Annotated in this window: 11 protein-coding genes and 1 tRNA gene; 7 read left to right on the top strand and 5 right to left on the bottom strand. The window is 70.5% G+C overall.

Features of this window, described 5'->3' with window-relative positions; genetic code table 11:
* Position 1 precedes the first annotated feature (1 nt).
* Both ntrB and ACXJ1Y_RS20595 read left to right on the top strand, forming a co-directional pair.
* Positions 2-841: a nitrate ABC transporter permease gene (ntrB, locus tag ACXJ1Y_RS20600; protein ID WP_463847947.1), complete on the top strand. Its 840-nt coding sequence runs from the start codon at positions 2-4 to the stop codon at positions 839-841.
* Between the two features lie 7 nt (positions 842-848).
* Positions 849-1,811, top strand: coding sequence for an ABC transporter ATP-binding protein (locus ACXJ1Y_RS20595; protein ID WP_463847946.1), 963 nt, complete (start codon positions 849-851; stop codon positions 1,809-1,811).
* A gap of 69 nt (positions 1,812-1,880) precedes the next feature.
* Here ACXJ1Y_RS20595 and ACXJ1Y_RS20590 read toward each other — a convergent pair.
* Positions 1,881-1,957 (bottom strand) — tRNA-Met (locus tag ACXJ1Y_RS20590).
* A gap of 94 nt (positions 1,958-2,051) precedes the next feature.
* Positions 2,052-4,022, bottom strand: coding sequence for an OPT family oligopeptide transporter (locus ACXJ1Y_RS20585; protein WP_463847945.1), 1,971 nt, complete (start codon positions 4,020-4,022; stop codon positions 2,052-2,054).
* A 132-nt stretch (positions 4,023-4,154) separates the two neighbouring features.
* Here ACXJ1Y_RS20585 and ACXJ1Y_RS20580 point away from each other — a divergent pair, with 132 nt between their 5' ends.
* Genes ACXJ1Y_RS20580 through ACXJ1Y_RS20565 form a run of 4 tightly spaced genes read left to right on the top strand, consistent with a single transcriptional unit; the run spans position 4,155 to position 7,467 of the window.
* Positions 4,155-4,490 carry a hypothetical protein gene (locus ACXJ1Y_RS20580; protein WP_463847944.1) on the top strand — a complete coding sequence of 112 codons (336 nt, stop codon included), beginning with the start codon at positions 4,155-4,157 and terminating at the stop codon, positions 4,488-4,490.
* Between the two features lie 31 nt (positions 4,491-4,521).
* On the top strand, positions 4,522-5,427 hold the full coding sequence (locus tag ACXJ1Y_RS20575; protein ID WP_463847943.1) for an aldo/keto reductase: 906 nt from the start codon (positions 4,522-4,524) through the stop codon (positions 5,425-5,427).
* Positions 5,417-6,157: an NADPH-dependent F420 reductase gene (locus tag ACXJ1Y_RS20570; protein ID WP_463847942.1), complete on the top strand. Its 741-nt coding sequence runs from the start codon at positions 5,417-5,419 to the stop codon at positions 6,155-6,157. The genes ACXJ1Y_RS20575 and ACXJ1Y_RS20570 overlap by 11 nt, the downstream gene beginning before the upstream one ends.
* Positions 6,154-7,467, top strand: a complete 1,314-nt coding sequence (locus tag ACXJ1Y_RS20565) for an NTP/NDP exchange transporter (protein WP_463847941.1) — start codon at positions 6,154-6,156, stop codon at positions 7,465-7,467. The genes ACXJ1Y_RS20570 and ACXJ1Y_RS20565 overlap by 4 nt, the downstream gene beginning before the upstream one ends.
* Positions 7,468-7,488: 21 nt before the next feature.
* Here ACXJ1Y_RS20565 and gyrB read toward each other — a convergent pair whose 3' ends face one another.
* From gyrB to ACXJ1Y_RS20550, 3 genes are all read right to left on the bottom strand, one after another.
* Positions 7,489-9,933: a DNA topoisomerase (ATP-hydrolyzing) subunit B gene (gyrB, locus tag ACXJ1Y_RS20560; RefSeq protein WP_463847940.1), complete on the bottom strand. Its 2,445-nt coding sequence runs from the start codon at positions 9,931-9,933 to the stop codon at positions 7,489-7,491.
* A 171-nt stretch (positions 9,934-10,104) separates the two neighbouring features.
* Positions 10,105-11,073: an aldo/keto reductase gene (locus ACXJ1Y_RS20555; RefSeq protein ID WP_463847939.1), complete on the bottom strand. Its 969-nt coding sequence runs from the start codon at positions 11,071-11,073 to the stop codon at positions 10,105-10,107.
* Positions 11,074-11,078: 5 nt separating this feature from the next.
* On the bottom strand, positions 11,079-11,723 hold the full coding sequence (locus ACXJ1Y_RS20550; RefSeq protein ID WP_463847938.1) for an MBL fold metallo-hydrolase: 645 nt from the start codon (positions 11,721-11,723) through the stop codon (positions 11,079-11,081).
* A 142-nt stretch (positions 11,724-11,865) separates the two neighbouring features.
* Here ACXJ1Y_RS20550 and ACXJ1Y_RS20545 point away from each other — a divergent pair, with 142 nt between their 5' ends.
* A complete protein-coding gene (locus ACXJ1Y_RS20545) occupies positions 11,866-13,791 on the top strand; it encodes a cytochrome C oxidase Cbb3 (RefSeq protein WP_463847937.1) in 1,926 nt (641 codons plus the stop codon).
* The last annotated feature ends 36 nt before the right edge of the window (positions 13,792-13,827 follow it).

Genomic DNA, 13,827 nt, shown 5'->3' with positions numbered 1-13,827 from the left:
CATGCAGCGCTCGCTACCGTTGAGGGCCGGGGCGCTCTCGCTGATCCTCCTCGCCCTCGTCCTGTTCGGCTGGCAGATCGCGGTGAGTGGCGTCGGCAAGACCGAAGCCATGGACCCGGAATACGCGGCCCTGATGGGCGAGACCGCCACGACCGGCAAATCGGCCATGCCCGGCCCCCTCGATGTCGGGGCGACGATCTGGAAGCACCTGAAGGATCCGTTCTACGACCGGGGGCCGAACGACAAGGGCATCGGCATCCAGCTGGCCTATTCCATCGGCCGCGTGGCCCTGGGCTATGGCTTGGCGGTGCTGGTGGCGATCCCGGTGGGATTCCTCATCGGCATGTCGCCCCTGATGAGCCGGGCGCTCGATCCGTTCATCCAGATCATGAAGCCGGTCTCGCCCTTGGCGTGGATGCCGCTCGCCCTCTACACGATCAAGGATTCGAGCCTTTCGGCGATCTTCGTGATCTTCATCTGCGCCCTGTGGCCGATGCTGATCAACACGGTGTTCGGCGTGTCCAGCACGCGCAAGGAATGGCTCAACGTCGCCCGCACCCTGGAGGTCGGGCCGGTGCGCCGGGCCTTCACGGTGATCCTGCCGGCGGCGGCCCCGACGATCCTGACGGGGATGCGCATCTCCATCGGCATCGCGTGGCTCGTCATCGTCGCCGCCGAGATGCTCGTGGGCGGCACCGGCATCGGCTACTTCGTCTGGAACGAGTGGAACAACCTGTCGATCACCAATGTGATCACGTCGATCCTGGTGATCGGCCTCGTCGGCATGGTGCTCGACCAGTTGCTGGCCCGCGCGCAAGCCCTCGTCACCTTCCCCGAATGAGGCCCGCATGAGCACGCTTCTGCCCTTCGCGCGGCAGGCCCGCCCCGTGGCCGAGACCCGCCGGACGACCTCGTCCGACAAGTTCATCTCCATCGAGGGGATCGCCCGGCGCTATCCGGCCCCCGGCGGCAAGCAGACCACGATCTTCGAGAACCTGTGGCTGCCGGTGCGGCGGGGCGAATTCGTCTGCATGATCGGCCATTCCGGCTGCGGCAAGACCACGGTGCTGAACATCCTCGCGGGGCTCGAAGCGCCGAGCGAGGGCGTCGTCATTGTGGACGGGCAGGCCATCGCGGGCACGAGCCTCGACCGGGCGGTGATCTTCCAGGGCCATGCGCTGCTGCCCTGGCGCAGCGTCCTCGGCAACGTGGCCTACGCGGTCTCCTCGCGCTGGCGGAAGGCGAAGCGGGCGGAGGTCGAGGCGCGGGCCCGGAAGGCCATCGCCACGGTCGGCCTCGCGGGCTCGGAGCACAAGCGGCCTTCCGAATTGTCGGGGGGCATGAAGCAGCGGGTCGGCATCGCCCGCGCCCTCTCCATCGAACCCAAGATCCTGCTGATGGACGAGCCCTTCTCGGCGCTCGACGCGCTGACCCGCGGCACGTTGCAGGACGAGGTGCGCCGGATCTGCGTCGAGACCGGGCAGACGGTGTTCATGATCACCCACGACGTGGACGAGGCGATCTACCTCGCCGACCGGATCGTGCTGATGACCAACGGCCCCGAGGCGAAGGTGGCCGAGATCGTCGAGAACCCGCTGCCGAAGGACCGGGACCGGACGCACTTGCACCACGCGCCCGGCTATTATGCCCTGCGCAACCACCTGATCGACTTCCTCGTGACCCGCTCCCGCACCCTGCGGGACGCGATGCCCGAGGGCTACGATCCCATGCACCCGCCGGTGGTGCGCCCGTCCCTGAGCGAGGCGGACGCCGCCGCGATCACCGCCGAGAAGCCGGCCCTGCGGGCGTGACCCTTCCGCCGCCGGCCTGCCGCGCGCGCAAACAAAAACCCCGCTAAGTTCTTAGCGGGGTTGCTGAATTGGTAGCGAGGGAGGGATTTGAACCCCCGACACAAGGATTATGATTCCTCTGCTCTAACCAGCTGAGCTACCCCGCCCCAATGCGCTGCCGCCCCGTGGGGGCTGCGTGCGACCGGCGCGGTATAGGAAGAGCCGGCGCTCGGTGTCAACGGGGCGCGTGGCGGTTCCGGTTCAAATCCTGCGCGGGCGCGTCAGGGCGGCGGCGATGGCACCGAGCCCGAGGCCGAACGTGGCGAGGCCGAGCCACAGCACCGTGCCGCCGCCGAGGGATCCGGCCAGCGACAGGGAGCCCGTCCGCCCGGTGGCGGCGTCGATGGCTGCAAGGCCGACGCCGACGAAGCTCTCGCCGACCAGAAGCCCCGAGGCGATCAGCACGCCCCGGCGACGGGATGGCTCGATCGCGCCGGGATCGCGCCGCCGCAGCACCCGCTCGCAGGCGAAGCCGAGGATGCCGCCGAGGCCGATCGTCATCTCTACGGACAGGGGCAGGTACATGCCGATCCCGACCGTCAGCGCCGGGAAGCTGAAGCCGCGCCGCTTCAGCACCACCTCCAGCCCCACCGCCACGAGGCCGAGTAGGCCGCCGAGCAGCAGCATCGGCCAGGGCAGCGTCGCATGGACGATGCCCTGCGTGATCTGCGTGACGAGGGCCGCCTGCGGCACCGCCAGCGCCTCGCGCGGGTCCATGCCCGGCCGGGGCAGCGCGCCGACGAAGCCGTAGGCGTTGTAGAGCAGCGACAGCAGCGGCACGATCACCACCGAGCCCACCGCCACCCCGAGCAGCAGCACCGCCTGCTGGCGCCAGGGCGTCGCGTCCACGAGCTGGCCGGTCTTCAGGTCCTGCAAATTGTCGTTGGCGATGGAGGAGGCTGTCACCACCACCGAGGCGGCGAGCAGCACCGCCGCCATGGCGAAGCGCTGGATGTCGGGCGAGGCGGTGGCACCGACGACGAGGGGCACCGCCAGCGCCCCGACCATCGCCGAGAGGATGCCGATGCCGGAGATCGGGCTGGTCGAGGAGCCGAGCAAGCCGGCGAGGTAGCCGCACACCGCCGCCATCGCGGCCCCGAACAGGAGGCAGAACAGCACGCAGGCCGCCGTCACCCCCGCCGCCTCCGGGCCGGACAGCCCGGCCGCCGTGCTGAACCCCATGAACAGCCACGCGAGCGGCAGGGTGAGGAGCAGCGTGCCGAGGCCCACCCAGCGGATCGGCAGGTCGCGCTCCTGCCGGGGCAGGTCGCGGACGGGGCGACCGGCCGCTTCGGCCGCCGCGACGATGCTCGCGAGGATCGGCCGCGCCAGGGCGGCGACCGTCCAGAACCCGCCGACCGCGATGATCCCCGCCCCGACGAGCCGGACCTGCCCCGACCAGACCGCCTGCGCCGCCTCCCCCGGGCTCACCCCGGCGACGGGCCCGAAGGCGGTGAGGAGCGGCACGAGGAGGCCCCAGGCGATGGCGACGCCGGTGAGCAGCGCAAGGCAGGCGCCGATGCCGACGAGATAGCCGACCCCGATCAGGGCGAGGGAGAACCCGCTGCCGATGCTGAACGCGGCGCCGCCGAGGGAAAAGGCCGTGAGCACGCCGTCCGCCAGCACCCGCAGCCCATTGGTGAGGAACGCGACTAGGCCGGACCCGGCGGCGGCGGCAAGCAGGGTGGAGAGGCCGCCCCGCCCCTCCTCGGTATGCCCGGCGCGGAGCACCTCCGCGGCGGCGATGCCCTCCGGGTAGGGCAGCTTGCTGCCGGTGACGAGCGCCCGCCGCAGGGGAATCGAGAAGGCGACGCCGAGCCAGCCGCCGATGAGGCAGACGAGGCTCGTCTCCCAGAACGGGAACCCCTGCCAGTAGCCGATCAGCACGAGACCGGGCAGGACGAGGATGACGTTGCACAACGTCCCGGCCGCCGAGGCCTGGGTCTGCACGATGTTGTTCTCGAGGATGCCGCCGCCCGCGAGCCGCAGGGCGCCCATCGACAGCAGCGCCGCTGGGATCGAGGACGAGAACGTCATGCCCGTCTTCAGGCCCATGTAGACGTTGGCCGCCATGAAGGCGACGGTGATCACGGCGCCGAGGACGAGGCCCCGCATCGTGATCTCGCGCCCGTGCCGCCCGGCCGTGTCGGCGACCGTGTTCCTCGCGTCCATGAAGCCTCGTGCATCCCGTTGCGCGCAACACACCACGTCCGCGCCGCCGCGACAACGTGATGGCCTTGGGCCCGGCCCTCCCCTATCTGACCCCGTGCGGGACGGGCGATCGCGGAGACGGATCGGGACACAATGAAGCAACTCGACGCCATTATCGCCTGGACGCCGGCCCGTTGGGCCGACCTCCGGCCGGAGACCGCCGGGCAGGTGGTCGTGCTGCCGCTGGCGGAGGCGGAGGCCGCCAAGCGCTTCGCCATGCGGGCCGGGGCGAGTTCGTCGGCGCTGGCCACCCTCACCGAGGAGGGGCGCATCGCCCGCCTGTTCATCGACTTCCAGACCCTCGTGGTCCGCGACGGGATCGACGTCCAGGCCGCCCACCGGGCCTTCCTCGCCATCGACGAGTACCGGTTCCGCATCGCCCCCGACACCGAGGGCGCCGAGTTCGAGGACCCGCCCGAGGAAGACTGACACGGCCCCCCACGCCAGAAGGACGAGCCCGATGCCCATGTCTCGCCGCACCCTCCTCGGCGCCGCCGCCCTCGCGCCGGTCGCGCTCCGCGAGGCCGCCGCGGAGCCCGGCGTGATCCGCCGGCCGATCCCGTCCTCCGGCGAGATGCTGCCGGCGATGGGCATCGGCACGTCGCGCCGCTACGAAGTCGAGCCGGCGCCGGAGCCGGTGAAGCCCCTGCGCGAGGCGGTCGAGACCTTCGTCCGGCTCGGCGGCACGGTGATCGACACGGCGCCGAGCTACGGCACCGCCGAGGACGTGCTCGGCCTGATCCTGTCGGAGGGCGACCTGCGCTCCAAGGTCTTCCTCGCGAGCAAGGTCGACACCAGGGGCCGCGACGAGACGCGGGCCGAGTTCGCCCGCTCCCTCCAGCGCATGCGCACGGACCACCTCGATCTGGTGGCGGTCCACAACCTCATCGACACGAAGGACAACCTCGCCGTCCTGCGCGACCTCAAGGGCGAGAAGAAGATCCGCTACGTCGGCGTCACCGTCTGGCGGGACAACCAGTTCGACGGGCTCGAACCGGTCATGCGCGCCGAGCCGCTGGACTTCGTGCAGGTGAACTACGCCATCGACAACCGCGCCGCCGCCGAGCGCATCCTGCCGCTCGCGGCCGACAAGGGCATCGCGGTGATGATCAACGTGCCCTTCGGGCGGGACCGGCTGTTCAACGCGGTGCGCGGCAAGGACCTCCCGCCCGTGGCGAAGGAGATCGGCTGCCGGAGTTGGCCGCAATTCTTCCTGAAATACGTCCTCGGCCACCGGGCGGTGACATGCCCGATCCCCGGAATGGCCAAGGCGTCCTACGTCGAGGACAACCTCGGCGCCGCCCACGACCCGCTGCCCGATGCCGGACAGCGCAAGCAGATGGAGGCCTTCATCGATGCGCTCTGACATGCTCTCGCGCCGCGCGGCGCTCGCCCTCGGCGCCGCCCTCGCCCTCACCGCGAGCCCTGTGCTCGCGCAGGACTCCGGCGGCAAGATCAAGATCGGCGTGATCGGCGGCGGCAACATCGGCGGCACGATCGGCGGGCTGTGGGTGAAGGACGGGCACGAGGTGATGTTCGCCTCGCGCCACCCCGAGAAGCTGAAGCCCCTCGTGGACGAACTCGGCGCCAAGGCGAAGGCCGGCACGCCGGAGGAGGCGATCCGCTTCGCCGACGCGGTGTTCCTGGCCGTGCCCTACAACGCCTATCCCGAACTCTCGAAGGAGGTCGGCCCGCTCCTGAAAGGCAAGGTCGTGCTCGATGCCGGCAACGCCACGCAGAAGCGGGACGGCGCCCTCTACGACGAGGTGCAGAAGGACGGCCTCGGCATCACCTCCGCGAAGTACTTCCCCGGCGCGAAGCTGGTGCGGGCCTTCAGTTCGGCGAACTACAAGATCTTCGCCAAGGAGGGCGCGAACGGCGGCAAGGACCGCGCAGGCGGCCGCATGGCGATCCCGATCGCCGGAGACGACCCGCAGGCCCTGAAGGTGGCCGAGGGGCTGGTCCGCGACGCCGGGTTCGACCCGGTGGTGATCGGCGGCCTGAAGGACGCCGACAAGGTCGCCATCGGCGCCCCCGGCTTCGGCCACGACGTCACCGCGCCGGAACTGAAAGAGAAGCTCGGGCTCGCCAAGTGAGCGATGGGCAGGCGGCCGCGCCCCAACGCGGCCCCCTTGCACGGCTCATCGACATCCGGCCCGGGGAAGGGCCGGCGCTCGCGTGGTCCTGGGCCTACATCTTCTCGATCCTCGCCGCCTATTACGTCCTGCGGCCGATCCGCGACCAGATGGGCGTGGCGGGGGGCATCGAGAACCTGCCCTGGCTGTTCACCGCCACCCTCGTCGGCATGCTGGCGCTGAACCTGCCCTTCGCCTGGCTGGTGAAGCGCCTGCCCCGCGCGCGGTTCGTGCCGCTCACCTACCGCTTCTTCGCCCTGAACATCCTCGGCTTCGCCGCCGCGCTCTACCTCGCGCCGCCGGATTGGGACGTCGCGATCGGCCGGGTGTTCTTCATCTGGCTGTCGATCTTCAACCTGTTCGTGGTGTCGATCTTCTGGGCGACCATCGTCGATGTCTTCACCAACGAGCAGGGACGGCGCCTGTTCGGCTTCATCGCGGCCGGGGCGACGCTCGGCGCCATCGCCGGCTCGGCGACGACGGCGGGGCTCGCCAGGAACGTCCCGACCTGGGGGCTGATGCTCTGCGCCGTCGTGCTGCTGGAGGCGGCGGTGTTCTCGATGCGCGGCCTCGCCCGGCTGGCGCAACAGCTGCACGAGGTGCCGGGCGGCGGCAACGAGGGGACGACGCGGGACACCGCCATCGGCGGCAGCGTCTGGTCCGGCATCACCCGCACCCTGGCCTCGCCCTACCTCCTCAACATCGCCCTGTTCCTGCTGCTGTTCTCGATCACCTCGACCTTCCTCTATTTCGAGCAGGCGGGCATCGCCAAGCGCAGCTTCCCCGACCGGCAATCGCAGACCGCCTTCTTCGCGAGCGTCGACCTCGCGGTGAACGTGCTCACCCTCGGCGTGCAGCTGTTCCTTACCGGACGGATCGTCGGGCGGCTCGGGGTCGCGGCGACGCTGGCGATCCTGCCGCTGTTCAGCGTCTTCGGCTTCGCCGCGCTGGTCTATGCGCCGACCATCGGCGTGATCGTGGGGTTCCAGGTGCTGCGCCGGGCCGGCAACTTCGCCATCGCCCGGCCGATCCGCGAAGTGCTGTTCACGGTGGTGCCGCGCGAGGACCGCTACAAGGCGAAGAGCTTCATCGACACGGTGGTCTATCGCCTGGGGGATCAGGCGGGGGCGTGGTCCTTCACGGGACTCGGCGCCCTGGGCCTGGGCACGGCCGGCATCTCCGGCGTCGCCGTGCCGCTCTCGATCCTGTGGCTGTTCAACAGCCTGTGGCTCGGCCGCGCGCAGGAAAAGCGGCGGGCGGCGGCGGAGTGAGGGCCACCGCCCGCGTGGGCGTCACACGTCGAGATTCGCCACGCTGAGCGCGTTCTCCTGGATGAACTCGCGGCGCGGCTCCACCACGTCGCCCATCAGCTTCACGAACAGGTCGCCGGCATCGGTGGCGTCCTTCACCTTCACTTGGAGCAGCGAGCGCACGTCGCGGTCCAGCGTCGTTTCCCAGAGCTGCTGGGCGGTCATCTCGCCGAGGCCCTTGTAGCGCTGCAATTGCAGGCCCTTGCGGCCGAAGGCCATCACCGCCTCGAACAGGCCGACCGGGCCGTGGAGCACCGTCTCGTCCGTCTTGCGGATGAGCGTCACCGGCTCGCCGTAGATCTCCCGGAAGGCGTCGGCGCGCTCGGCGAGGCGGCGGGCCTCCTGCGAGGTCACGAGCCCGGCATCGAGCATGGCGACCTGCTTCACCCCGCGCAGCGTCCGGGTCAGGCGGTAGCCGCCCTCGGCCGCCTCCCCCTCCCAGCCGCGCTCGATCTCGTCGGCGATCAGGTCGAGGCGCTTGGCGGTCGTGTCCGCCAGCACCTCCGCCTCACCGGGGCGGTTGTCGATCTCGGGGTCGAAGGCGCCGGCCAGAACCGCCTGCTCCACCACCGAGCGGTCGTAGCGGGTGTGCAACCCCTGGATGACGCCGCGGAAGCCGCGCGCCTCATCGACCAGCGCCCGCAATTGCGGGCCGGTGAACTCGGCCCCCGTGGAGAGGCGCAGGATCGCCCCCTCGACGCCCTGCTCGATCAGGTAATCTTCGAGCGCCCGCTCGTCCTTCAGGTAGATCGCCCGGCGCCCGCGCTCGGCCTTATAGAGCGGCGGCTGCGCGATATAGAGATGCCCCCGGTCGATCAGCTCCGGCATCTGCCGGAAGAAGAACGTGAGCAGCAGGGTGCGGATGTGCGAGCCGTCCACGTCGGCATCGGTCATGATGATGATGCGGTGGTAGCGGAGCTTGTCCGGGTTGAAGCCCTCGCGGTCGGTCGAGGAGCGGCCGATCCCGGCGCCCAGCGCCGTGATGAGCGTGCCGATCTCGGCCGAGGACAGCATCCGGTCGGCCCGGACGCGCTCGACGTTGAGGATCTTGCCGCGCAGCGGAAGGACGGCCTGGAAGGCGCGGTCGCGCCCCTGCTTGGCCGATCCGCCGGCCGAGTCGCCCTCGACGAGCAGGATCTCGCACTTGGACGGATCGCGCTCCTGGCAGTCGGCGAGCTTGCCGGGGAGCGAGGCGATGTCGAGCGCGCCCTTGCGGGTCACGGTCTCGCGGGCCTTGCGGGCCGCCTCGCGGGCGGAGGCCGCGAGCACCACCTTGCTCATCACCACCCGCGCCTGCTGCGGGTTCTCCTCCAGCCAGGTCGAAAGGCCCTCGTTCAGCACGTTCTCGACGGCGGGGCGCACCTCGGACGAGACGAGCTTGTCCTTGGTCTGTGACGAGAATTTCGGGTCGGGCACCTGCACCGAGATGACCGCCGTCAGCCCCTCGCGGCAATCCTCGCCGGTCAGCGACACCTTCTCGCGCTTCGAGACGCCGGAACTGTCGGCATAGCCGGTGATCTGGCGGGTCAGGGCGGCGCGGAAGCCCGCCATGTGGGTGCCGCCGTCGCGCTGCGGGATGTTGTTCGTGAAGGGCAGCACCGTCTCGTTGAACGAGTCGTTCCACCAGAAGGCGCATTCCACGCGGATGCCGTCGCGCTCGGCGCGGACGACCACCGGGTTGGTCATGCCGTCGATCGGCTTCTTCGAGCGGTCGAGGTAGCGCACGAAGGCTTCGATGCCGCCGTCGTAATACAGTTCCTCGCGCTTCTTCTCGGCGTGGCGGGCATCGGTCAGGACGATGCGCACGCCCGAATTGAGGAAGGCCAGCTCGCGCAGGCGCTTCTCCAGCGTCGGATAGTCGAACTCGATCATCGTGAAGGTGCCGGTGGAGGGCAGGAAGGTCACTTCCGTGCCGCGCCGGCCGCCGCCGGGGCCGACCACCTTGAGCGGCGCCACCGCATCGCCATGGCGGAACTCCATCGCGTGCTCGGTGTCGTTCCGCCAGATCCGCAGTTTCAGCCACTGCGAGAGGGCGTTCACCACCGAGACGCCGACGCCGTGCAGGCCGCCCGAGACCTTGTAGGAGTTCTGGTCGAACTTCCCGCCCGCGTGCAGCTGGGTCATGATGACCTCGGCCGCCGAGACGCCCTCTTCCTTGTGGATATCGACGGGAATGCCGCGCCCGTTGTCGGTGACGGTGACGGAGCCGTCGGCGTTCAGGGTCACGGTGACGAGGTCGGCATGGCCGGCGAGCGCCTCGTCGATGGCGTTGTCGACCACCTCGTAGACCATGTGGTGGAGGCCGGAACCGTCATCGGTATCACCGATGTACATTCCGGGGCGCTTGCGGACGGCGTCGAGCCCCTTGAGCACACGGATCGATTCAGCGCCGTACTCGGCAGGCTGGGTCTCGGGTGTATCGGCCATGAACTTCCTCGGGCAGGCGGCGGACATCTCTCGCTGTGCGTGTACGCGGCGGAGGCGCCAGCCTGCTCATGCTTCCTGTTCGCCCAATATAGGGGTTTTGTGCTGCCGATGCACGCACTTATGGCCGGGGATCACCCGGCCATGCACGCGTTCTCGGCAGCCTGTGGACGCCTACGCCGCGTCGGTGATTCCCCCCTCGCTCGCCGCGTCGAGACGGGCCACGGCCTCGGGTGACAGGGCCAGCCGGGCGGCACCCAGCAGCTCGTCCAGTTGCGCCACGGAGGTCGCGCTGGCGATGGGGGCGGTGATGCCCGGCCGGGCGATGATCCAGGCGAGCGCCACCTGGGCCGGGCTCGCGTCGTGGTCGCGCGCGACGGCGTCGAGCTCATCAAGGAGGGCGAAGCCGCGCGGGTTGAGATAGGGCGCGACCCGGTTCTCCCGCGCCCGGCCGGTGGCCGATCCCGCCTCGCGGTACTTGCCGGTGAGGAAGCCCGCCGCGAGAGAGAAGTAGCCGATCACGCCGACCTCCTCCGCACGGCACAGGGGCTCCTGCTCCGCCTCGTAGCCCCGGGCGGCGAGGCTGTATTCCGGCTGCAGGCACTCGTAGCGGGGCAGGCCCTTGCCCCGCGAGACCGCCAGCGCCTGCGACAGGCGACCGGCCTCGTAGTTCGAGGCGCCGATGGCCCGCACCTTCCCGGCGCGGACGAGCCTGTCGTAGGCGGTCAGCGTCTCCTCGAACGGCACCTCGGCATCGTCGAGATGCGATTGGTAGAGGTCGATCCGGTCGGTCTGGAGCCGGCGGAGCGACGCCTCGCAGGCCCGCTCGATATGGGCGGCGGAAAGGCCCTTGCCGGCCTCGCCCATGTCCATGCCGACCTTGGTGGCGAGCACGATCGTCTCCCGCGCAGCCGGCCGGGCCGCGAGCCAGCGGCCGATCACCGCCTCGGACTCGCCGCCCCGATGGCCCGGCGCCCAGCGGGAATAGACATCCGCCGTGTCGATGAAGTCGAAGCCCTGCTCCACGAACCGGTCGAGGATCGCGAAGGAGGTGGCCTCGTCCGCCGTCCAGCCGAAGACGTTGCCGCCGAGGCAGAAGGGGGCGACCGTGAGGTCGGAGCGTCCGATGCGGCGCTTGTCCATGGGGTTCAGCCCTGCAGGAAGGGGTTGGAGACGCGCTCTTCGCCGAGCGTGCCGGTGGGACCGTGGCCGGGGATGAAGGCGATGTCGTCGCCGAGCGGCAGCACCTTCTCCTTGATGGCGCGGATCAATTGCTCATGATTGCCGCCGGGCAAATCGGTGCGGCCGATGGAGCCCTTGAACACCACGTCTCCGACGAGGGCGAAGCGCGCGTCGCGGCTCACGAACACCACGCTGCCGGGGGAATGGCCGGGGCAGTGCAGGATGTCGAAGGTCAACGCGCCGACCTGCACCGTGTCGCCCTGGTCGAGCCAGCGGTCGGGCGTCACCGGCCGGGCGGGGTCGAGGCCGTATTGGGCCGCCGTCGCCGGCAGGGATTCGAGGAGGAACTTGTCGGCGAGGTGCGGCCCCTCGATCGGCACGCCGAGCCTCTCGCGGAGTTCGTCCGCACCGGCGGCGTGGTCGACATGGCCGTGGGTGAGGAGGATCTTCTCCACGCTCACCCCCTGCTCCGCGATGGCCGCCTGGATCCGGTCGAGGTCCCCGCCGGGGTCCACCACGGCGCCGACCTTGGTGGCGTCGTCCCAGATCAGCGTGCAGTTCTGCTGAAAGGGCGTGACCGGGATGATCCCGGCGCGGGGCGTTCCTGGCATGAGGCGGCTCGTTCGTCGTCGTGTGGGAGGGCTCCTTCTAACGCGCCGGAAAGCCGGCCGCACCCGGCGCAGCCGAACTTCCCCGTGCTCCGGCGGTTGTGCACGCGCTCGTTTCCCCGAGCCTGCAGGAAGAGGTCGAGACGTGGGCCGCAAACGAACCGTTCTGGCTCTCACCGGCGCCGTCCTCGTCGTCGGGATCGGAGCCGCCGCCGGGCTCGGCCGGTTCAGCTACGCGCCGATGCCGGATGCCGCCGACCTCGCCAATCCCGGCCGCTCGCCGCTCACCACCGCCTTCGACGTGCTGGGCCGGCGCATCGCCAGGGACGAGGCCGACAGGCTGCGCGGCACGGAGGAAGGCCGGCGCATCCTCTCGCCGGAGAACGGCGCGGTCGCCATCGACGACAAGGTGATCGCGCGGGGGCGCGAGGCCTTCTACCGCGAGACCTTCGGCAACGAGGTGTTCCTCACCGACGTGATGGGGATGCTCGACGGGGCGATCACCCCCTTCGAGGTGGTCCGCGCCGTGGCCGCCCTGAAGGGCGGGGCCACCACGAACCTCCAGGTGCCGCTGGCCCACGACATCACCATCGGCGAAAAGACCTACAGGAAGGGCGAGCGCGTCCCGACCGGCCTCGACGTGCCGAAGGGCGGCGCCTTCATCATCGGCATCAGGAGCTTCTACGACCGGGGCCACCTGCGCATGGGGATCACCTGCGCCCTCTGCCACGCGGCGGTGGACCCGGCGAGCGGCAAGGTGGTGGAGGGCGCGCCCAACACCGACCTCAATGCCGGCCTGCTGATGGCGCTGGCCAGGAACTCGTCCGCCTACTTCATGCATGCGAGCGTGCCGGAGGCGGACGCCAAGGGGTCGGCCCTGCCGGATGCGGAGGCCGTCGAGGCGGCGACCAAGGTGCAGGTGGCGAGTTGGCCGCCGGGCAGCTTCGATTCCTCCGCCGACCGGGTGACAAACCCGACCTCGATCCCGTCGAGCTTCTCGGCCTATGGCGAGCCCTATAGCTGGAGCGGGCGCGAGACGCTGGGGCCGTTCGGCGGCCTGCCCTCGCTCAACAACAACGTCCACGCGGCAAATTCCGACACGACGCAACTCGCCGCCGCCGCGCCCTGGCTCTTCGGGCTCGACCCGGAAACCTATCTCGGCATCCTCCTGCGCGGCGCCCCCAAGGGCCCGCTGCGCTACGACCCCGCCGGTCAACGCCGCCCCTCCGAGGTGCTGCGCGAGGCCGACCCGACGCCGGCCTCCCCCGGCCTCAACAGCTACGCCGTGCTCTCCACCTATCCGGCCACGAACTACATGACCGACAACGGGCTGTTCGCCTCGGTGCCGGGAGAGCCGGCGAACTACGCCAACAACGCCATGTCCGCCTTCCAGAACCTGCTGCGCCCGCCGCAGGCCAAGGCGGACGCGACCACGGCGCGCCAGGGCCGGGCGGTGTTCGAGCGGGCCGGCTGCGGCGCCTGCCATTCCGGCCCGGCGCTGACGAACCACCGGGTGATCCCGGAGGCCGAGATCGGCACGGAGCCGACCCGCGCCCGCGCGGGCGCCAAGATGGAGGCGCGGCTCTCGCCGCCCGCGATGTTCGCCACGGACACGCCCTTCCCGCTGCCGGCGAATCCGACGCTCGTACCCCTCCCCATCGCGCCCGACCGGCTGTCGCAGGTGCTGCTCGCCTGGGGCCAGGGCGGGACGGAGGGCGGATACAAGGTGCCGAACCTCGTCGGCCTCGCCTGGACGGCGCCCTACCTGCACGATTCCGGCGTCAGCGTCGGGCCCGATGCCGGAAAGGATTTCGGCGTGCCGGGCACCCTGGACAAGGGCATCGCCGCCGACCCGGCCAACAGCCTGCGCGCCCTCGTGGACCGGCAGCTGCGCGAAGCGGTCGTGGCCGCGAACGCCGCCTCGGAGAAGGCCCGCACCGCGCGGGTCACGGGGAAGGGCCACGCCTTCTGGGTCGATGAGCAGGCGGGCTTCGCCGCCGCCGACCGAGACGCCCTGGTGGATTACCTTTTGTCGGTCGACCGTCTCACTGAGGACGTACCGACGCCCTGAAACCGCTGAGCTATGCGCTTGGCGCATGCCGGGCGC

The organism is Methylobacterium sp. TK26 (genome assembly GCF_055361565.1).
Note: the sequence above shows the minus strand (reverse complement) of the source record. Positions and strands in the feature narration are given on the sequence as shown.